This window comes from Geobacter pickeringii (genome assembly GCF_000817955.1).
GTDB lineage: Bacteria > Desulfobacterota > Desulfuromonadia > Geobacterales > Geobacteraceae > Geobacter > Geobacter pickeringii.
Genome location: NZ_CP009788.1, coordinates 532,558 through 549,630, shown reverse-complemented (window position 1 = coordinate 549,630; position 17,073 = coordinate 532,558). Strand labels below are relative to the sequence as shown.

Here is a 17,073-nt window from a genome sequence, read left to right as displayed (position 1 = left end):
AACGGCTCCCGCCCCCGCCACCTCCAACGCCTGAGACACCTACCACCGGGCCATGACGGCCCTGACGCGAAGAGCCTCTTCGCTCGACTCCCTCCTCTCCAGCATCCTGCCGAACACCCCGACGAAGGTCTTCAGAAAGGGATAGGTCTGCCGATCCCCGCAGCGCGCGAAGAGCTCGTATGTGGCCCGCAGCTGCCGATAGGCGGCGTCGCTTTCCCCCATCTCTGCCAGGGTCATCCCCAATTTGTAGCGGGCATAGATATTGTCCGGCTCCCCCGCCACCCACCGTTCCATGAGCTCCAGATTGCGGTGGTGTTTGCCGGCGGCGTTGGCGGCAAGATAGCCGTAGTGCCGCAGGCGAAGATCGAGGGCGGGAGGTACGGTATCGGGCCAGTGCTTCAGCAGGGACTCACCGATGCTCTCATGCACCGGATTGGCAAAACGGATCCGCGAATCGTTGCGGAAGAGCCGCAGTGCCTGATGGCTCTCCGTCCTCCCGGAATCGCGGAGGTTGTCGATCCAGACCACGCAGGCCGGCCACGCGTCCTCGGCCACCACCGACGCCAGAAGGGTGGCTGACCCTTTGTCATAGAGCACTTCGTCGGCATCCACGCTGAGCAGCCACGAGTACTCGGCCTGCTCGATCGCATAATTTTTCGCGGCGGAGAAGTCATTCCCCCACGGGTAATGGAAGATGCGACAGCGGTACTGCTCCGCGATGGCAATGGTGGCATCGTCGGAACCGGTATCGACGAGCACGATCTCCTGACAGACCCGCTGGAGCGACCGAAGCGACATCGAAAGGTACCGTTCGGCGTTGCGGGCGATCATCACGGCACTGAGCCCCGGCTTATGCGAACGGCTGCTCATGGCGCACCTCCGGCGGGGAGGGAGGCGACCCCGACGGTCTCTCCAACGACGCGGGCCATCCGGTGTTCGTAGGTATGCTCGGCCAGCACCCGCCTCTTCGCCTTCCGCACGATCTCACTCCGCAACGGTGGCCGTTCGAGGTAGAAGCGGGCCAATTCCGCAGCCTCATCGATCGTTCCGTAGGTCGCAAGCTCCGCCTCCTCGAACAGTTCCAGCAACGCCCCCTGACGGTCGGTGAGGAGAAAGCCGTTGCAGAGGGGGACGTCGAAGACCCGCTGGTTCACGGTGTGGGGCATCTGGAGACTTGTGGCATTGACGTTGATGCCGGCCGAGGCGTAGACCGCCGGCGTTTCGTGGAAGTAGTTGACGTCGGGATACGCCCGGATACCGGGGCCGAAGACCGTGCGCCAGCCGTCGGGATCGCCGAAGAAGGTGAGCCCGAGGGGGAGAAGAGTCCGGAAGAGCCGGGTCCGGTAGGCCGACGTAGCACTGTGGAGGAGATACGCCCGGAAGAAGAGGCGGGCGTCGTCGTCCGGCAGAAGGGGTGCCGCCGCGGTGACAAGCTCATCGAGGAGCCGGAGCTGATCGCCCCGGCAGGCGATGAGCCGCTCCACGGCCTGCGCGGCAAAGCTGATGGTCTCGGGAGTGGTAGGAAACTTGACCGCCAGTCGCCCGAGAAACCCGCTCACCAGCGAATTGCCGACGAACGAGAGGGGGGCGCGGAACTCTTCCCGCACCCGGGCGGCCCTGGCAAGGGTGGTATCGGCGGCAAGGGGGAGGTAGCTCACCCGGTAGCCGTGGGCCGCCACGGCCGGGATATAGCTTCGGTCCCACATGAAGACGTGGCATGCCGCGGGGGGGGGCATCGCCTCGCCGTAGAGGATGAATTCCGGGGAATCGACAAACCAGAGGGCCAAGGGAATACCGAGGCGCTCCAGCATGCCGGCAACGATCCCCCGGCGGTCGAGGCCCCGCATGTTGACGCTGAAGACGAGATCGGGGCGCTCTTGCAGCAGCGCCTCCCGGAAGGGAGCGACCTCCTCCCCCTCTTTCCCCCGCAGATCGAGGACGACGACCCGGTGCCCCAGCGCCTCAAAGCCATTGATGCATTCGCGCTGGGCGTAATACGCCTCGAAGGGGACGAGCACCGTCAGGGGACCGCGCTTCGGGCCGTTTTGCCGGGGAGCGCCTTCGTGGCCGGCCACGGCGACCGCCACCTGAAAATGGGCGTACCACCCCGGGTTGGCAGCAACGGAGGGCGGGTGGGTGACCACCGCCAGCCGGGCCGCATCCAGCCCTTCGGGCAGAGCCGGAAAGCCGCCGTGCCGGGGACCGGTCACCACCTCCACCCGGATGCGGCCGGTGTCGACCCGCGCCGCCGCCCGGGCAGCCAGTTCCGGGTAGCGCTCCACGATGACGATCCGGTCCACCTGGGGATTTGAAGCCAGTGAGGGGGGGATGTGGTAGCCGAGGCCGGCGCCGAGAAAGACGACGGTGGAGAAGGGAAGCTGCTTCGCAGCGTGGGCTTCAGCCTCCCGGAACGGGTCGTAGAGGGAGTGGAGATAGCACTCCTCTCCCCCCTCTCCGGTCACACGGGCCGTTTCGTGGCCCCGGCGGCCGGCCGTGATCTCCATGATCGGCGGGAGGGGACCAGCCGACGGCCGCTCCCGTTTCATCAGCGTCCACCGGAGGGGAACCGTTCGTTCTTCGTCAGGAGCGCCCGTCTCTGTTCGGCGAACAGGTAGGAGATGATCGTCTCCCGATCCTTGTCGCTGACCCCGATGAACTTCATGGAGAGCTGGTAGTGGGTTCCCCGCTCAAGGGTAAGGGCTATTTCGTGGCAACGGATCGTCTCGGCCAGACAGCAGACGACCCGCGGTTGAGGAAGGGCGAGAAAGAGGGTGATTTCAAGGAGCGAACCGGCCTCGACGGGCTCGGTGACCCGGAACCGCATCCCGCCACCGCTCAGATTCACTCGGGCGGGGGAGACGTCGCTGCCGTTCCAGCCGATGACCTTGTAACCGTCGCCGGCAGGAACCATCTCGGGCTGCCGCCAGAAATCCGCCCGATCCGCCATCCAGCGATCCAGGGCCTCTTCCGGCGTCAGGCCGGGGAGCAGTTCCCAGACGAAGGGGAGTGCCACGTCGAGGCGGAAGTACTCGCGACGCTGTATCTCCCGGACATCGCCGGCAAGCCTCACGGCGAACTGGCGATCGTCACGGACCTTCTCGACGGCCGCATCACAGCGGCAGAGCGCTCCCCCCGTCCAGACCGAGACGGAGACGTCGGCCCCTTCCCGCACCGTCCCCATCGGCGGCTGCTCGGTTCCAAAAATCTCCAGCCACGCCAGGCTCCCCTTGAGGGAGGTGATGGCCGCCGTTCCGTCAAAGGAGCCGGCGGACCCCAGGCGGACCGTCAGGTTGATCCGCTGAAGCTCCTCAAAATATTTCCCGTATTCGAAATCGTGAGTTGTCATGGAACGGAGTCAGATCAACGGGCTGACGGGACCCTCGCGCTGAGAGCGGCAAAGACCTGCTGCCAGGCCTCCAGGTGGGGGGCGAGCTCGTACTCGAGAAGGTCGGCGAGGAGAACCCAGTCCTTGCGCTCCTGGGCCTTCATCGACTCCGTGAGGAGGGCATTGAGGTCCTCGACGAAACGCGCCAGGGTGGTATCGCCGACGACGGTGGCGGCAAAGTCGACGCCAAGGGCCCGGCCAGCACCGTCCAGGGTCTTGACGAGGAGGTCAAATCCACCGAGAAGCTCGATGTAATGCCCCAGCGCCCGCCGCTCCCCCCCGGCCCGGAATGCCGCGGCGGTCTCCAGGGCGTGGCGCTGCATCTCGGCAGCATGGGCATTGCCGTCGGTAAGGACCTCGGCGATCAGGGCAGTGGCCTCGCCCTGCTCCGGCGCGACTGCCGGTTGCGCGTCTCTGACTCGTGCTTTCTGTTGCATCTATGCCTCCTGCAGATTTGTTCTCTCATCCCAGTTGAGAATGAAATTTGTGGAGTTGCGGGGGATGTAATCCCGGGAACGGCTTCGCTCCCGTCAAACGTCAAACGGTATCGTTGAATTTATGGTGCTGTTCCCGCCCGCTCCGCTCATAGCCGTGGAGTGCCGTCTTCCCCCGGCCAAGGGCGCTCATCTCTTGCTGCAGACGACCGATCCGCTCGCGGGCAAGGGCAATGACCAGGGAGTCCATTTCGACGATCCGGCGGGTCGCCTCCTCCCGGGTGGCGCGAAAGCGCCCCAAGGCATCGCCATCGTCAGACCCTGCCGGGAAGGGCGGTTCCTTCGAAAGCGTGGCAAGCTCTTCGTCAATTTTTTGAATATCGTCGATGATACCCTGTCGCCGCACCATCATTTCGTCAAAATCTTCCGGAGCAGCCGTGTCAAAATTCCGGAGGAGGGTCGATGCCTCTTCCAGCAGAAGCCGGTACCGCTCCTCCGCGGCAGCAAGGATGTCCGAGAGCCGGGTCATCCCATCTGGCCCACGGCCCGGGACTGTGGCTGGCCGGCAGCGGAGAGCGGAGGGGTCTGGGCATCGCGCTCCCGGTGCCAGATATCGATGGCTTCGATCCAGGTGTCACGCAGTATTGTCAAAATTTTGAGTGCGTTCTCCAGGGAGCGGGGCGAATTATTGATGTTCGCCGCCAGATATTCGTCGATCAGATAGATGTAGAGCTGTTCCAACCGCCGGGAGATGTCGCCTCCCACCTCGTGGTTCAGGGTGTTCATCAGCTCCGAGACGATCGCCTGGGCCTTGCCGATGAATATTCCCTTGCCGGCGATATCATTCTTCCCCATTTTATCGAGGGCGATCCGCGTGAAGTTTATGGCTCCGTCGTAAAGCATCAGGAGAAGTCTCTCCGGGCTCGACGTGCTGACCTGGGTATTCTGATACTGGTTGAGGGGTGTAAGCATCTGCTTCCTCCTGGTCGAACTGGCGTCCTGCTGCGTCTAGTATGTACTCTTGCTCAGATAGGTCAGAAGCGTGTTTCCCTGCCCCTGCAGACTGCTGACGAGCTGTTCCATGGCGGTATACTGCTTCTTGAGGTTGGCCTCTTTCTGGGTCATGAGGACTTCCATGGAGCTGATCTGGTTGGTGATGTCACCGATGGAGTCGGTCAGACCCTTGACGCGGGTCGAGATGATCCCGTTGGACGATGAAGAGGGACCTTCGTAGAAGTGGGTCAGCGTGTCGACGACCTGGTTGAACTGCTGCGCCACCCCGTACTGGTTCTGCGCCAGCCCCGAGACAGTGCCGTTGTGGGTGAAGAGGTCGACCACGTCGTTGAAGTTGCTGGCAAGGGCGCTGGAAAGCACTGTCGAGTCGATTGTCAGGGTGCCGTTGGTGTAGTCCGTCTTGATCCCGATCTGGGAGAGGGTCGAAAAGATGCCGGTGACCCCGCTCACCGGGGTGCTGAGGATCGACTGGAGCTGCGACTTGACCGTTCGGAGAGTCGAATCGCCGGAGAGGACCCCTCCCTGCTTGGTGGTGGCGTTGTAGTCCGACTGCTTGTTGATCTGGGACATGGCAGCGTTGAACGCGCCGACAAAATCATTGATCTTCTTCGTGACCCCCGCCACATCGTTGCCGACCGTCACGGTTGTCGTGGCCCCTCCGTCCTTGAGCAAGGTGAGGGTAACCCCCGGAATCACGTCGGTCACCGTGTTGGAGGTCTTGGTGATCGCAACGCCGTCGACGCTGAAGCTGGCCGCGGCTCCCGCCTGGTACGTGGGGCCGACCTGGGTTATGGTCGGGTTCGCGTAGGCAGCGCCGGTCGGAGCGGCAGGCACAGTCGTCAGGCCGGCAAAATTGAGGGTATAATTTGCGGTATCCTTGCCGGTGACCACGAGGCGATAGGGATTGGCCGAGCCGTCATTGATGACGGAGGCGGTGACATTGGCCCCCGAGGCGTTAATGGCCGCCGCGATCCCATTGAGGGAGTTCTGTCCCTCGGCGATGGTGACGGTTACCGGTGTGGCACCGCCGTTGATGACGATGCTCCCGGAGTTGAAGTTGGTGGCGTCGGCGTTGGCAACGCCGGTGTCGGTAACCTGACGCTGGTTCTTCGCGAGGCTCGTCACCACGATCGTATGGCTGCCGGGAGCCGCCGTACTTGTCGCCGTGGCCCCCACAACCGTGCTGTCCCCCACCGACGAGGTTTTCCCCATGAACGTGGTGGAGGTATTCATGGACGAGGCAATCGTCTTGAACGAGTTGAGCAGGTTGGTGATCTGAGTGTAGATATCGATCTGGCTCTGCATCTTCGTCTGCTTGCTCTGGAGCACCCGCTCGGGAGCCCGCTCCAGGTACATGAGCTGGGAGATGAGAGATTTGGTATCGATGCCGGTCGCGAGCCCACCAACAGAAAGATCTGCCATGACACTACCTCCTTGAGCCGTTCCTGCAAATACGGCTCCATTTTTCACAAAATGATCGCACGTTCACTCCTGTGGGAACGAGGGCACTCCTCTGCCTTTACTGTTCCTATCGTCAGTTGAACTGAAAACTTTAGAGAATTGAGCGGGGGAGATACCAGCAGAAACACCAGGGGATGATTGGTGGGAGGAAACGAAAGAGGGGAAGGCTTTCGCCGTCCCCTCCTCGTACCGTATTACCGCACTTCTTACCGCAGGAGCGAAAGAGCCGACTGCGGGGTCTGGTTGGCCTGGGACAGGATGGAGGTACCGGCCTGGGTCAGGATCTGAGCCCGGGTAAGGGCTGCAGTCTCGGAGGCGACGTCTACGTCGCGGATCCGGGATTCGGCTGCGGAGAGGTTCTCAACCGAAACCTGGAGGTTGTTGATGGTGGACTGGAGACGGTTCTGGACCGCGCCCAGGGTGCCGCGGATGTTGGACACGTTGGTGATCGCCGAGTCGATGGCGGTCAGGGCTGCCGTGGCGGCAGCGCCCGTGGCGCCGGAGACGCTGGCAGTACCGACCCCGATGCTCGAGGAACCGGCGGCACTGATGGTAACGGCGATCGTGTCGTTGGTGGTGGCGCCGGGACCGACCTGGAAGGAAACCGTCTGGCCGGCCGTGCTGGTGAACAGGCTGGTGCCGTTGAACTGGGTGGCGCTGGCAATCCGGTCGATCTCGCTCTTGAGCTGCGTGAACTCGTTGTTGATGTAGCTCCGCTGGTCGGAGCTCACGGTGCCGGTGGCGGACTGGGTGGCCAGTTCCCGCATCCGTTGAAGAATGTTGCTGACCTCGTTCAGGGCCCCTTCAGCGGTCTGCACGAGGGATACACCGTCGTTCGCGTTGCGGACCGCCTGGTTCATGGAGCGGATCTGCGACCGCATCCCTTCCGAGATGGCCAGGCCGGCGGCGTCGTCGGCGGCGCTGTTGATCCGCAGACCTGAGGAGAGCCGCTGGAGAGACCTGTTGAGGGCCGTCTGGGTGGTTGACAGGTTGCGCTGGGCGTTGAGGGATGCGATGTTGGTGTTTACTGTGAGAGCCATGGTGTACTTCCTCCTTGAGTGATATGCGGGGTTTCCTTACCCCTTTTTGATCTGAAACCGAAGAGCCACCGATTCCCACTCCGGCCGGATATGGTCTTCGAACTGGCCGTGTACGCGTTCAAATCACCGTTCAACCGGCAGGAGGGGGGGCGGTTCTTACCCCCCCTCCTGCGAGTCAGTTTCTTCTTACCGCAGGAGCGAAAGAGCCGACTGCGGGGTCTGGTTGGCCTGGGACAGGATGGAGGTACCGGCCTGGGTCAGGATCTGGGCCCGGGTAAGGGCTGCAGTCTCAGAGGCGACGTCTACGTCGCGGATCCGGGACTCGGCGGCGGAGAGGTTCTCGACCGAAACCTGGAGGTTGTTGATGGTGGACTGGAGACGGTTCTGGACCGCGCCCAGGGTGCCGCGGATGTTGGACACGTTGGTGATTGCCGAGTCGATGGCGGTCAGGGCTGCCGTGGCGGCAGCGCCCGTGGCGCCGGAGACGCTGGCAGTACCGACCCCGATGCTCGAGGCGCCGGCGGCACTGATGGTGACGGCGATCGTGTCGTTGGTGGTGGCGCCGGGGCCGACCTGGAAGGAAACCGTCTGGCCGGCCGCGCTGGTGAACAGGCTGGTGCCGTTGAACTGGGTGGCGCTGGCGATCCGGTCGATCTCGCTCTTGAGCTGCGTGAACTCGTTGTCGATGTAGGTCCGCTGGTCGGAGCTCACGGTGCCGGTGGCGGATTGGGTGGCCAGTTCCCGCATCCGTTGAAGAATGTTGCTGACCTCGTTCAGGGCCCCTTCAGCGGTCTGCACGAGGGATACACCGTCGTTCGCGTTGCGGACCGCCTGGTTCATGGAGCGGATCTGCGACCGCATCCCTTCCGAGATGGCCAGGCCGGCGGCGTCGTCGGCGGCGCTGTTGATCCGCAGACCTGAGGAGAGCCGCTGGAGAGACCTGTTGAGGGCCGTCTGGGTGGTTGACAGGTTGCGCTGGGCGTTGAGGGATGCGATGTTAGTGTTGACTGTGAGAGCCATGGTGTACTTCCTCCTTGAGCGATATGCGGGGTTTCCTTACCCCTTGGGAATATGCTGTCAGTGCTGGAGACGGGCCGTCCCGGCCGGCAACAACCTCCTCCGAATCACCTTCAGCGTCATGCCGTCAATTTCTATTGCGGCCGTTTACTTTCTCTATCGACCCCCAGCCGAAAAACTTTAATAAAAATTTTGAGGCACGGCCACCCCCCCTGTTGACTGCACAAACGTCGTGCAGACTTTTGGTCCCAATCACGTCGGGTATCAAGGCCATATTCGCCACCATATCGAGCATCAGCTTGCGTTTCGGCCGGTTGTCGGCTACCGAACCGACGAAAACGACATCGAGATCCCGGGGGGATCCCGTATCGTTATACTCAGCCGTGTCGCAGCTCCAGGGAAGCCAGTGGACATCGGGGCACACGGTCGAGAAGGGGGTGACGAAATCCCGCTGGGTCGTCAGGACACAGTCGCAGACTCGGGCGAAGTGCTGCTGCCAGTAATAGTTGAGGTGGCTGTCGATGGAATAGAAGACAACGGGAATCGGTGAGCGTTCGAGCCCCAATGGAAACTCACGCGCACCGACATTTTCCACGAGGAGGCAAAGATCGGGCCGCCGGGACGGCCCGAGGGCGGCAAGAATCGACTCAAGGGAGAACGCCTCGGGGGGGAGGACAATGTCGCTGCCGGGCGCAGTCCCCGCCGAATAAACCGCGTGCCCGAGCGATACGAGCTCGCGCGCGAATACGGGAAACCCCACCAGCAGAATGTTCATGACGGCTACAGGGTGCCGGCCACCTGCGGCACGGTATTCGCACAGCTCTCCTGCTTCGCGGGAGTTGCCGCTGCTCCGTCAGGTCTGAAGAACGGATACTTCGTCGAGTATTTCCCCCCTTCGAGGACGATCTGTTTGGCGATCATCCGTTCGGGGTTAAGGACTATGGGCCCCTGAAGGTTCACGGTGATCGCAAAGGGATCGGAGGACATGGTCACGATGGCGAGAAAGATTGCTTCGCCGTTTTCGGCCAACTGGAGCTTCTCGAACTCCTCGGCGGTCAGACGGAGGGTGTAGTCGGGAATGCAATTCTTGGTATCGACTACGACAAAGGCCAGATCGGGGTTGTCGACCGCCTGCAGCCAGCAGAAGGGGCCGAGATTCGGGGGGGTGAGGAGAACGAACCGCTTCTCGTCGAAGCCGAGCATCCCCTCGGGCATGGCGATGACCTTGTTCTCGTCGATATCGAGTGCGCCGAAGCGCGCGGTGCTGATTTTCACGGTGGTCACTCCTTGTTTCCCGCGGCGAGGTAGGTAACGGCCGCCTCCAGGTCCGTCAGGTTCCAGGCGGACGCCAGCTGGTTTTCCCGCTGCACCTTCACGTAGATCTCCTCGCGGTAGATACGCATGTCACCCGGGGCCTCGATGCCGAGACGCACCTGGTTCCCCTTCATCTCCACCACCTTGATCCGGATCTGATCGCCGATGGTGACCACTTCGCCCATTTTTCGTGTCAGTACCAACATATAACGCCCTCCTGGCGCCGGCTACTTGAGATAATCAAGCAGTGAAACCTGGGATACTTTCGCTGATGCGGCAATAGCCGCCTGATAGGCCGTCTGCTGCTTGGAGAGATCGCTGATGACCTGGGTGAAGTCCACGTCCTGCTTGTCCGAAAGGACCTTGGTGAGACTGAACTTCATATCGTCGATGACCCCCTTGGCCCCGTCCAGGCGGTTCATCCGGGCACCGAGATCGGTGCGGGTCGAAAGGACCTGTCCCATGGCAGCATCGAGGTTCGGCAGCTCGGACTGCACACCGGCCTGATTGCCGGTGTTGAGGGCGGTGATCAGGTTATTGAAGATGCCGACGATGTCGGTACCGCTGGAGCCCGGCGGGGTCCCCCCCCGCAGGAGATTGCCCCCCGAGTAGTTGATCGCCACCGGGGCCCCGCGGTCCACCTCGACGAGGACCTGGTCATCGGTGCCGGTAAAGTTTCCCGAGGCGTCGAACGGGGGGGTGTCGTTCTTGAACCCGCCGAAGATATAGCGGCCGTTGAGCTGGGTGTTACCGAGAAGGATCATCTGAGACTTCAAGTGAGTCAATTCATTGACAGCGGCCGTCCGCGCGTTCTGGTTGTTGGTGCCGTTGGACATCTGCACCGTCAGCTCCTTGGCCCGGGAGAGGACGTTCCCCATCTCCGACATGGCCGACTCGCCCATGGAGAGCCAGGCGGTGCCGTTGGAGATATTGCGCTGGTACTGGTCCCCCTGGGCGATGAGCTGCTTGAGGTGCAGGATCTGCTGGGCAGTCACCGGATCGTCGCTCGGCTTGCTCACCTTGACTCCGGTGGATGACTGCTGTTCCAGATCCTCGGTCCGCTGCCGGATGACCTGAAGGTTATTGAGAACGAGGTTGGCCGTCGTATTCTGGGTCACGCGCATGGTGGTTCTCCGTAAGCCGAACGGTTACCGGACGAGTCCGAGAATGGTATCCATCATCTCGGCGCCGGTGTTGATGAGTTTTGCCGATCCCTCGAACGCCTTCTGATACTTGATCAGGTTGGCGAGCTCTTCGTCGAGGGAGACACCGGAACTGGACTCCCGGAGGTTGTCGAGCTGCTTGATGATGCCGTCGCTCAGGGTCTGCCCCCGCTGGGCATTCTGTACCGCCACCCCCACATTGCCGACGATGGAATTATAGAACCCTTCGAGGGTGGTACTCCCACTGGAAAACGGCAACGTCTTGTCGTAGAGGGTCGCGATCGTCGAGGCGTTCTTGTTGTTGCCGGTACCACCGGTGAGGGGGTTGGTATCGGCCGCGGCGATATCGTTGGTATTGGTGATGTTCACCGCAATGCCGCCGAGACCGCTGTAGCCGGCCATGGCCGCGGGTGCGGCGAAAAAGTTGAGCCCCGTGGAACCGGTGAGGCCGAAACCGGCGGAGTGCACAGCGTTCACCTGGGTGGCGAGGTTGTACGCAAGCTCGTCCAGATTGGAGATGAACTTGTTCACGAGCGTATCGCGCACCTGCAGGGTCCCCCCCACCTCCCCCTGGCTGTTGTTGGGGCCACCGACGATGGAGGTGATGTCGATGGTGGCGGTCCCCCCCGGCGGCGTGGTGAGCACCTTGTAGAATCCGCCGTTCGCCGGATCGGGCTGGAGCGAGAGCTGCGCCGCATCCTTGCCGAGAACCAGGGGCTGGCCGAGGGAAAGACTGATGTTCAGCATGCCATCGGGCTGTTCCAGATAGGTGATTCCCACCTTCTGTGAGAGCTGGCGGACCAGGAGGTCCCGCTTGTCCCGCAGTTCGTTCGCCTTTGTCCCCTGGACCTCCACCTGACGGATCTGGTCGTTCAGCGACGCGATCTGCGTCACCTTATCGTTCACGTCGGCGGTGATCCCCTCCAGCGACTTGTTCGCCTCGGTCTTGATATCGTTCAGATAGCCGTTGACCCGATGGAACTGGTCGGTGAGCTGCTGCGCCCGGGCGAGAATCGCCTGCCGCTCCGGCTGCCCCTGGGGATTGGCGGTCAGATCCTGCCACGCCTTGAAGAAATCCTGCATCGACTTGCCGAGACCGTCGGTGGTGAACTCGTTGAAGAGCTGTTCGGCCCGGTTCATGGACGAAAGGACCGTCTTCGCCTGGCCGTTGGTGGTACTCTCGTTCTTGAGTTGCTGCTGGAGGAAGTCGTCGTAGGCCCGCTGGATCTCCGCCACCTGGACGCCGTTGCCGAGGGGGAAGCCCCGTTCCATGGAGACGGTGCCGCTCTCGAAGACGGTGCTCTGGCGCGAGTAGCCGGGGGTGTTGACGTTGGAGACGTTCTGGCTCGTCACCTCAAGGGCGAGGCGCTGGGCGGTGATGCCCGACTTGCCGATATCGAGAATGCTGAGGATGCTCATCTCACAACTCCTTGCGGAGCAGCCCCGCGCCGGGGGTACGCTCCACCATCCGGCCCGAACCGCCGTAGGTTTCAGCCACGGTGAAGCGGCTCTGGAAAAAGGCAAGGGATCTGCCGACGGTGGCGAGGGAACTTTCGAGGAGCCGCCGGTTGTCGGCGATCATGCCGCGAAGCTCCTCGGCCCGGGTGACGAGGGCCTCCTGGAGGGCCGTCAGCTCTTCCTTGGTCGCGGTGGGGGCACAGGCGATGAGGGGGGTCAGGGTGACGGTGCCGGCGAGACCGTGGGCCGAGCCCTCCTGGGCCAGAAGGGTCTGACAGGTGCCGTCCAGCGCCTCCATCTCCGCGGCCACCTCCACCTTCCGGGCGGCAGCCGTCTGGAGCCGCTCCGTATCGAAGGCGAGGAGGCTCTGCCGCTCCTCTTCGAGGAGTTGCCGCATCGTTTCCATGCTTGCCCGCCGGGCCGTCAGGACCTCGACCAGATTCGCCATGCCGCTTGCCATCCGTTCCTCCGTTACCTACCCGTGCAGTGCGGCGATCTTCGCCGCCACCGCCCGAGAGTCGATCTGATAGGTTCCTTCCTGGATCTGCTGCTTCACCGCTGCAACCTTGTCGGCCCGGAACTCCGGCTCACCGGCAGCAGCCTGCTTGAGACGGTCGACCTGCGGCCTGCCGAGGGAGAGCTCCACCCGGTCGGGGCCGGTAGTCGCGCCGGCGGCGGTCGTCTTGCCCCCTTCGGTGGCCTGCTGCGGTGCCCCGATGGTTCTGGCGGAAGTGACACTAGAGAGTGATACGATATCGCTGTTAATGGTCATCGATTACCTTTCGTACGGATCGCGCGGGGCCGTCGCCGCAGCGGCCGGCTCCTTGATGAGCTGTTTCTCGATCATCGGCGCCAGCCCGATCCCCCCCCGTGCCGCGAAGGCGGTGGCATACTCCTGGTCGAGGAGGGACTGGAAGATCTCCTCCCCCTTGCCACCGCCGGCGATGGGGTCCTTGCCGACCGTCTCCCGCATCGACTTGAGCATCATCCCGATGAAGACCGACTCGAACTCCCGGGCAACCTTCTTTGCCGCTGCGCGCCCCCGCTCATCGGCGCCCCCTTTGGCCGCGGCGAGTCGCCGGGCACGGGCCGTGTCGTTGTCCTGGATCAGAGTATCGGTCGGGAGAGTCGTCTGCATGGTGTACCTATCGGCAAAACCGGCGCTTTCTTGAGAAAAATATTGTCGCGTGGATCAGATGACCGAGAGGTCGGCCTGCATGGCGCCTGCCGCCTTGATCGCCTGGAGGATGCCGATGAGATCCCGCGGCGTGACCCCCAGGGCATTCAGTGCCCGGACCACCTCGCCGATATTGGCTCCCTCCTTCACCACTGCGAGCCCGCCGCCATCCTCGCTGACCTTCACCTGGGTCCGCGGCACCACGGCCGTCTCGCCGGTGCGGCTGAAGGGGGCGGGCTGGGAAACCTGGGGGGTCTCCTTGATGTAGAGGGTCAGGTTGCCGTGGGAGACCGCCACCGTGGAGATCCGGACGTTGTCGCCGATGACGATGGTGCCGGTCCGCTCGTTGAGCACCACCTTGGCCAGGGCGTCGGGGCGCACCTCCAGCCGCTCCATGTCGGCGACGAACTCCACGACCCGTCCCTGGTACGACTCGGGGAGGGTGAGGACGACCGACCCGGGATCGCCGGCGGCGGCCAGTTTCACCTTGAAGTGGTCGTTCACCGCCTGGGCGATGCGGGAGGCGGTGGTGAAATCGGGCTGGTTGAGGTTGAGCCGCAGTTCACCCCTGCCGGCGAGGGCATTGGGGAGTTCGCGCTCCACCAGGGCGCCGTTGGGAACCCTGCCGGCGGTGGGGTGGTTCTTCTGGGCACTGGCCGCCTGGCCACCGTAGGAGAAGGAGTTGGTGAGCACCCCCCCCTGGGCCACGGCGTAGACCTGGCCGTCGGCCCCCTTGAGGGGGGTCATGAGGAGGGTGCCGCCGGCGATGCTCTTGGAATCCCCCACGGACGAGACGAGGACATCGAGCTTCGTCCCCTGCTTGGCGAAGGGGTGGAGCTCCGCGGTCACCATGACCGCCGCCACGTTCTTGACCGTGATATCCCCCCGGTTGACCGTCACCCCCATCCGCTCCAGCACGTTCGCGAGGGACTGGACCGGGAACTTGGTCTGGTCGCTGTCGCCGGTGCCGTTCAGGCCCACCACGAGGCCGTAGCCGATCAGCTGGTTGTCCCGCACCCCGTCAAAACTGGCGATGTCCTTGATCCGGATCGCCAAGGCAAGCTGGGGAAGCGTAAGGAGAAGTGCCACTATGCAGATGATTCGCTTAAGCATGGTTTTATCCGTTTCCTAACCGCTGTCGGTGCCGGAACGCGATTTTTGTGCAAGGCCAAGGCGGCCGAGGAGTTGCGCGGAGGCGTACCCAACGGTACACCGCACAAGCAACCCCGGAGGCCAACGCCGGGATTGCGCAAAAGGCGCGTTCCCCCCTCAGAAAGGCCAGATATAGTCGAGGAAGTTCATGAGCCACCCCGGCCGCTGCCGGTCGCTGATGACCCCCTTGCCGGTGTAGGTGATCCGGGCGTCGGCGATGAGGGAGGAGCTGACCGAGTTGTCGGGCGAGACGTCGCGGGGACGGACGGTCCCCTCCAGGACGATGATCTGGTCCTCGTTGTTGACCTTCACGTTGCGCCGCCCCTCGATCATGAAATTCCCGTTGGGGAGGACGTCGACGATCTTGGCGCTCATGGTGGCGGTCAGGTTCTCCTTGCGGGTGGTGGCGCCGCTCCCCTGGTACTTGGAGGCGGTGCTGGCCCCCACGAGGTTGTTCGGATTGGCCCGCGTCAACTGCTGGAAGAGAGTGGCGCTCTTCTCAAGCCCCATGAGATAGGGGATGCTCGCCGAGACGTTGGCCTTGCGGTCCGTGTCGGTGGTCGCCTCCTTGCTGGCGCTGGCGTTTTCCACGATCACCACCGTGAGGACGTCCCCCTTCCGCCGGGCCTTGTGGTCCTCGGTGAGCCCCGCCGACGCCGCCTGCCAGATGGAGCCGCTGGAGTAGCTCGGCTGAGGCGGGGCGAGCTGCTCGTCAAAGGCCGGGGTTTTCACCTCCGCCTTTTGCACCACGCACCCCGCACAGGCGAGGCAGAATATTGACACTACCAATCGTTTCACTGACGTACTCCTGTTTCCGCTTCCGTCCGGTCCAGCGCTCCCCGCCCGGCCTTCGGCCATCCGGGGAGAGGGATCGTCTGCCCTAGAAGTCCACCTGCACCGTGCCGGAATCGATGACCCGGGCGGGGAGCTCCTTCAGGGAGCCGAGGTTCTGCACCATGACGATGTCCCCTTCGGCGCCGTTTCCCCGGGCACGGCCGGTGGCGGTGAGGCGCAGGGCCGGGCTCTCGGCGATGATGGTGACGAGTTGCCCGCTCTTGACGAGGGGGATCTTCTCCAGATTCTCCCCCCGCAACGGGGTATTGGGGCGGATGGCCATCCTGGCCCGTTTGCCGACCACCTCGTCGACACTCCGGTAGACCTTCCCCGGAAGCGCCGAAATGTTGAGCTTGCGAACGGCGACGTCGCCCGGCCCGACGGTATCCCCCCGCTCCAGGGAGCGGAGCGCCACCACGGTGTCGGCCAGGGCCTCCACCTCCACGTTCACCGGGACGTTCTTCTCCACCCGGTCGTTCACCCGGACGATGAGGGCGAGATTCGCCCGCCCCCACCCTTCCCACGACGCCGGCGCCTGGATCTCGTAGGAGATGGTGCCGACCGGGATCTTCAGCTCGGGAAGCGGCCCGATCCGCTTGATGGCCGTCTCCACGCCAAGATTTGCGGTTCTCTCCCGGACGAAATCGGCCACGACTTCCTTCACCCGGGCCTCGGTGACGACCTGGGTCGCCGGGGCGGAAAAGGCGGCCGTGACCTGGAGCAGGAGAAGAACAATGATCCCTGTGACGTATTTCATCTGGTTACCCGTGCCGTCTTACCGCCGGAGGTTGTTCGCCGTCTGCAGCATCTCGTCGGCGGTCTGCACCGCCTTGGAGTTGATCTCGTAGGCCCGCTGCCCCGTGATCATGTTCACCATCTCCTCCATGACGCTCACGTTGCTCATCTCCAGGAACCCCTGGGCGGTGGTGCCGAGGCCGTTCTGGCCCGGGGTACCGGTGGTGGCGTTCCCGGAGGAGTCGGACTGCTGGAAAAGGTTCTTGCCGAGGGCGATGAGCCCCGACGGATTGGAGAAGGCGGCGAGCTGGAAGTTGCCGACGTTGGTCGGGGTGGTCTGCCCCGCCTGCATGACCGACACGGTGCCGTCGTTGCCGACGTTGATGGCGGTGACGTTGCTCGGGATGACCACTTCGGGGATCATCGGATAGCCGTCGGAGGTGACGACCCGCCCCTGGCTGTCGCGCTTGAAGGAGCCGGCCCGGGAGTAGGCGGTGGAGCCGTCGGGCATCTGGATCTGGAAGAAGCCGTTCCCCTCGATGGCGACGTCGAGCTCGTTGCCGGTCTGGTTGATGTTCCCCTCGGTGAATATCTTGGAGACCGCCGCCAGCTTGGCCCCGAGGCCAATCTGGATCCCGGCGGGAACCTGGGTGGAGTTGGTGGAGGGGGCGCCGGTGGTCTTCATGTTCTGGTACATGAGATCCTGGAAATCGGCCCTGCTCTTCTTGAACCCCGCGGTATTGACGTTGGCCAGGTTGTTCGCGACGACGTCGATGTTCGTCTGCTGGGCCTGCATCCCTGAGGCCGCCGTCCACAGTGCTCGAATCATTGTTTCCTCCTGTAGGGGCGCAATTCATTGCGCCCTGGTCTGGTGCCGACCCATAACGGG

General features: G+C 63.4%; 21 protein-coding genes. All 21 read right to left on the bottom strand.

Annotated elements, in window-relative coordinates; genetic code table 11:
• Window positions 1–39: 39 nt before the first annotated feature.
• On the bottom strand, window positions 40–870 hold the full coding sequence (locus tag GPICK_RS02530) for a glycosyltransferase family 2 protein (RefSeq protein WP_039740245.1): 831 nt from the start codon (window positions 868–870) through the stop codon (window positions 40–42).
• Window positions 867–2,546, bottom strand: a complete 1,680-nt coding sequence (locus GPICK_RS02525; RefSeq protein ID WP_052263249.1) for a CgeB family protein — start codon at window positions 2,544–2,546, stop codon at window positions 867–869. Before GPICK_RS02525 ends, GPICK_RS02530 begins: the two co-directional genes overlap by 4 nt.
• Window positions 2,546–3,346, bottom strand: a complete 801-nt coding sequence (locus tag GPICK_RS02520) for a PilZ-like domain-containing protein (protein WP_039740243.1) — start codon at window positions 3,344–3,346, stop codon at window positions 2,546–2,548. The genes GPICK_RS02525 and GPICK_RS02520 overlap by 1 nt, the downstream gene beginning before the upstream one ends.
• A 14-nt stretch (window positions 3,347–3,360) precedes the next feature.
• Window positions 3,361–3,822, bottom strand: a complete 462-nt coding sequence (locus tag GPICK_RS02515; protein WP_052263248.1) for a hypothetical protein — start codon at window positions 3,820–3,822, stop codon at window positions 3,361–3,363.
• A gap of 100 nt (window positions 3,823–3,922) precedes the next feature.
• Complete coding sequence (locus GPICK_RS02510) at window positions 3,923–4,348, bottom strand: hypothetical protein (RefSeq protein WP_039740242.1); 426 nt, start codon at window positions 4,346–4,348, stop codon at window positions 3,923–3,925.
• On the bottom strand, window positions 4,345–4,791 hold the full coding sequence (fliS, locus tag GPICK_RS02505; protein WP_039740240.1) for a flagellar export chaperone FliS: 447 nt from the start codon (window positions 4,789–4,791) through the stop codon (window positions 4,345–4,347). Before fliS ends, GPICK_RS02510 begins: the two co-directional genes overlap by 4 nt.
• A gap of 36 nt (window positions 4,792–4,827) precedes the next feature.
• Complete coding sequence (gene fliD / locus GPICK_RS02500; protein WP_039740238.1) at window positions 4,828–6,255, bottom strand: flagellar filament capping protein FliD; 1,428 nt, start codon at window positions 6,253–6,255, stop codon at window positions 4,828–4,830.
• 245 nt (window positions 6,256–6,500) lie between these two features.
• Entirely contained in the window at window positions 6,501–7,334 is an 834-nt protein-coding gene (locus GPICK_RS02495; protein WP_039740236.1) for a flagellin N-terminal helical domain-containing protein, read from the bottom strand.
• A gap of 186 nt (window positions 7,335–7,520) precedes the next feature.
• On the bottom strand, window positions 7,521–8,354 hold the full coding sequence (locus GPICK_RS02490) for a flagellin N-terminal helical domain-containing protein (RefSeq protein ID WP_039740235.1): 834 nt from the start codon (window positions 8,352–8,354) through the stop codon (window positions 7,521–7,523).
• A gap of 124 nt (window positions 8,355–8,478) precedes the next feature.
• A complete protein-coding gene (locus tag GPICK_RS02485) occupies window positions 8,479–9,126 on the bottom strand; it encodes a CgeB family protein (protein ID WP_039740233.1) in 648 nt (215 codons plus the stop codon).
• A 5-nt stretch (window positions 9,127–9,131) separates the two neighbouring features.
• Window positions 9,132–9,626 carry a flagellar assembly protein FliW gene (locus GPICK_RS02480; RefSeq protein WP_084201321.1) on the bottom strand — a complete coding sequence of 165 codons (495 nt, stop codon included), beginning with the start codon at window positions 9,624–9,626 and terminating at the stop codon, window positions 9,132–9,134.
• Window positions 9,627–9,631: 5 nt separating this feature from the next.
• Window positions 9,632–9,871: a carbon storage regulator CsrA gene (csrA, locus tag GPICK_RS02475; protein WP_039740231.1), complete on the bottom strand. Its 240-nt coding sequence runs from the start codon at window positions 9,869–9,871 to the stop codon at window positions 9,632–9,634.
• Window positions 9,872–9,892: 21 nt separating this feature from the next.
• Entirely contained in the window at window positions 9,893–10,789 is an 897-nt protein-coding gene (flgL, locus tag GPICK_RS02470; RefSeq protein WP_039740228.1) for a flagellar hook-associated protein FlgL, read from the bottom strand.
• 24 nt (window positions 10,790–10,813) lie between these two features.
• The gene (gene flgK / locus GPICK_RS02465) at window positions 10,814–12,247 is read right to left on the bottom strand and encodes a flagellar hook-associated protein FlgK (RefSeq protein WP_039740226.1); all 1,434 of its coding nucleotides are present in this window, start codon (window positions 12,245–12,247) and stop codon (window positions 10,814–10,816) included.
• A gap of 1 nt (window position 12,248) precedes the next feature.
• Entirely contained in the window at window positions 12,249–12,746 is a 498-nt protein-coding gene (locus tag GPICK_RS02460) for a flagellar protein FlgN (RefSeq protein ID WP_039740224.1), read from the bottom strand.
• A 15-nt stretch (window positions 12,747–12,761) separates the two neighbouring features.
• Window positions 12,762–13,058, bottom strand: a complete 297-nt coding sequence (gene flgM, locus GPICK_RS02455) for a flagellar biosynthesis anti-sigma factor FlgM (RefSeq protein WP_039740222.1) — start codon at window positions 13,056–13,058, stop codon at window positions 12,762–12,764.
• Window positions 13,059–13,061: 3 nt separating this feature from the next.
• The gene (locus GPICK_RS02450; protein ID WP_052263247.1) at window positions 13,062–13,424 is read right to left on the bottom strand and encodes a rod-binding protein; all 363 of its coding nucleotides are present in this window, start codon (window positions 13,422–13,424) and stop codon (window positions 13,062–13,064) included.
• 54 nt (window positions 13,425–13,478) lie between these two features.
• Window positions 13,479–14,576: a flagellar basal body P-ring protein FlgI gene (locus GPICK_RS02445; protein ID WP_039740221.1), complete on the bottom strand. Its 1,098-nt coding sequence runs from the start codon at window positions 14,574–14,576 to the stop codon at window positions 13,479–13,481.
• A gap of 156 nt (window positions 14,577–14,732) precedes the next feature.
• Window positions 14,733–15,413: a flagellar basal body L-ring protein FlgH gene (locus tag GPICK_RS02440; protein ID WP_039740219.1), complete on the bottom strand. Its 681-nt coding sequence runs from the start codon at window positions 15,411–15,413 to the stop codon at window positions 14,733–14,735.
• 82 nt (window positions 15,414–15,495) lie between these two features.
• Window positions 15,496–16,206: a flagellar basal body P-ring formation chaperone FlgA gene (gene flgA, locus GPICK_RS02435; protein ID WP_039740217.1), complete on the bottom strand. Its 711-nt coding sequence runs from the start codon at window positions 16,204–16,206 to the stop codon at window positions 15,496–15,498.
• Window positions 16,207–16,224: 18 nt separating this feature from the next.
• A complete protein-coding gene (flgG, locus tag GPICK_RS02430; RefSeq protein ID WP_039740214.1) occupies window positions 16,225–17,013 on the bottom strand; it encodes a flagellar basal-body rod protein FlgG in 789 nt (262 codons plus the stop codon).
• Window positions 17,014–17,073: the final 60 nt, after the last annotated feature.

Coding starts and splice junctions, on each gene's coding strand:
- GPICK_RS02530 (WP_039740245.1), bottom strand. CDS start 870: ATGAGCAGCCGTTCGCATAAGCCGGGGCTCAGTGCCGTGATGATCGCC.
- GPICK_RS02525 (WP_052263249.1), bottom strand. CDS start 2,546: ATGAAACGGGAGCGGCCGTCGGCTGGTCCCCTCCCGCCGATCATGGAG.
- GPICK_RS02520 (WP_039740243.1), bottom strand. CDS start 3,346: ATGACAACTCACGATTTCGAATACGGGAAATATTTTGAGGAGCTTCAG.
- GPICK_RS02515 (WP_052263248.1), bottom strand. CDS start 3,822: ATGCAACAGAAAGCACGAGTCAGAGACGCGCAACCGGCAGTCGCGCCG.
- GPICK_RS02510 (WP_039740242.1), bottom strand. CDS start 4,348: ATGACCCGGCTCTCGGACATCCTTGCTGCCGCGGAGGAGCGGTACCGG.
- fliS (WP_039740240.1), bottom strand. CDS start 4,791: ATGCTTACACCCCTCAACCAGTATCAGAATACCCAGGTCAGCACGTCG.
- fliD (WP_039740238.1), bottom strand. CDS start 6,255: ATGGCAGATCTTTCTGTTGGTGGGCTCGCGACCGGCATCGATACCAAA.
- GPICK_RS02495 (WP_039740236.1), bottom strand. CDS start 7,334: ATGGCTCTCACAGTAAACACCAACATCGCATCCCTCAACGCCCAGCGC.
- GPICK_RS02490 (WP_039740235.1), bottom strand. CDS start 8,354: ATGGCTCTCACAGTCAACACTAACATCGCATCCCTCAACGCCCAGCGC.
- GPICK_RS02485 (WP_039740233.1), bottom strand. CDS start 9,126: ATGAACATTCTGCTGGTGGGGTTTCCCGTATTCGCGCGCGAGCTCGTA.
- csrA (WP_039740231.1), bottom strand. CDS start 9,871: ATGTTGGTACTGACACGAAAAATGGGCGAAGTGGTCACCATCGGCGAT.
- flgL (WP_039740228.1), bottom strand. CDS start 10,789: ATGCGCGTGACCCAGAATACGACGGCCAACCTCGTTCTCAATAACCTT.
- flgK (WP_039740226.1), bottom strand. CDS start 12,247: ATGAGCATCCTCAGCATTCTCGATATCGGCAAGTCGGGCATCACCGCC.
- GPICK_RS02460 (WP_039740224.1), bottom strand. CDS start 12,746: ATGGCAAGCGGCATGGCGAATCTGGTCGAGGTCCTGACGGCCCGGCGG.
- flgM (WP_039740222.1), bottom strand. CDS start 13,058: ATGACCATTAACAGCGATATCGTATCACTCTCTAGTGTCACTTCCGCC.
- GPICK_RS02450 (WP_052263247.1), bottom strand. CDS start 13,424: ATGCAGACGACTCTCCCGACCGATACTCTGATCCAGGACAACGACACG.
- GPICK_RS02445 (WP_039740221.1), bottom strand. CDS start 14,576: ATGCTTAAGCGAATCATCTGCATAGTGGCACTTCTCCTTACGCTTCCC.
- flgA (WP_039740217.1), bottom strand. CDS start 16,206: ATGAAATACGTCACAGGGATCATTGTTCTTCTCCTGCTCCAGGTCACG.
- flgG (WP_039740214.1), bottom strand. CDS start 17,013: ATGATTCGAGCACTGTGGACGGCGGCCTCAGGGATGCAGGCCCAGCAG.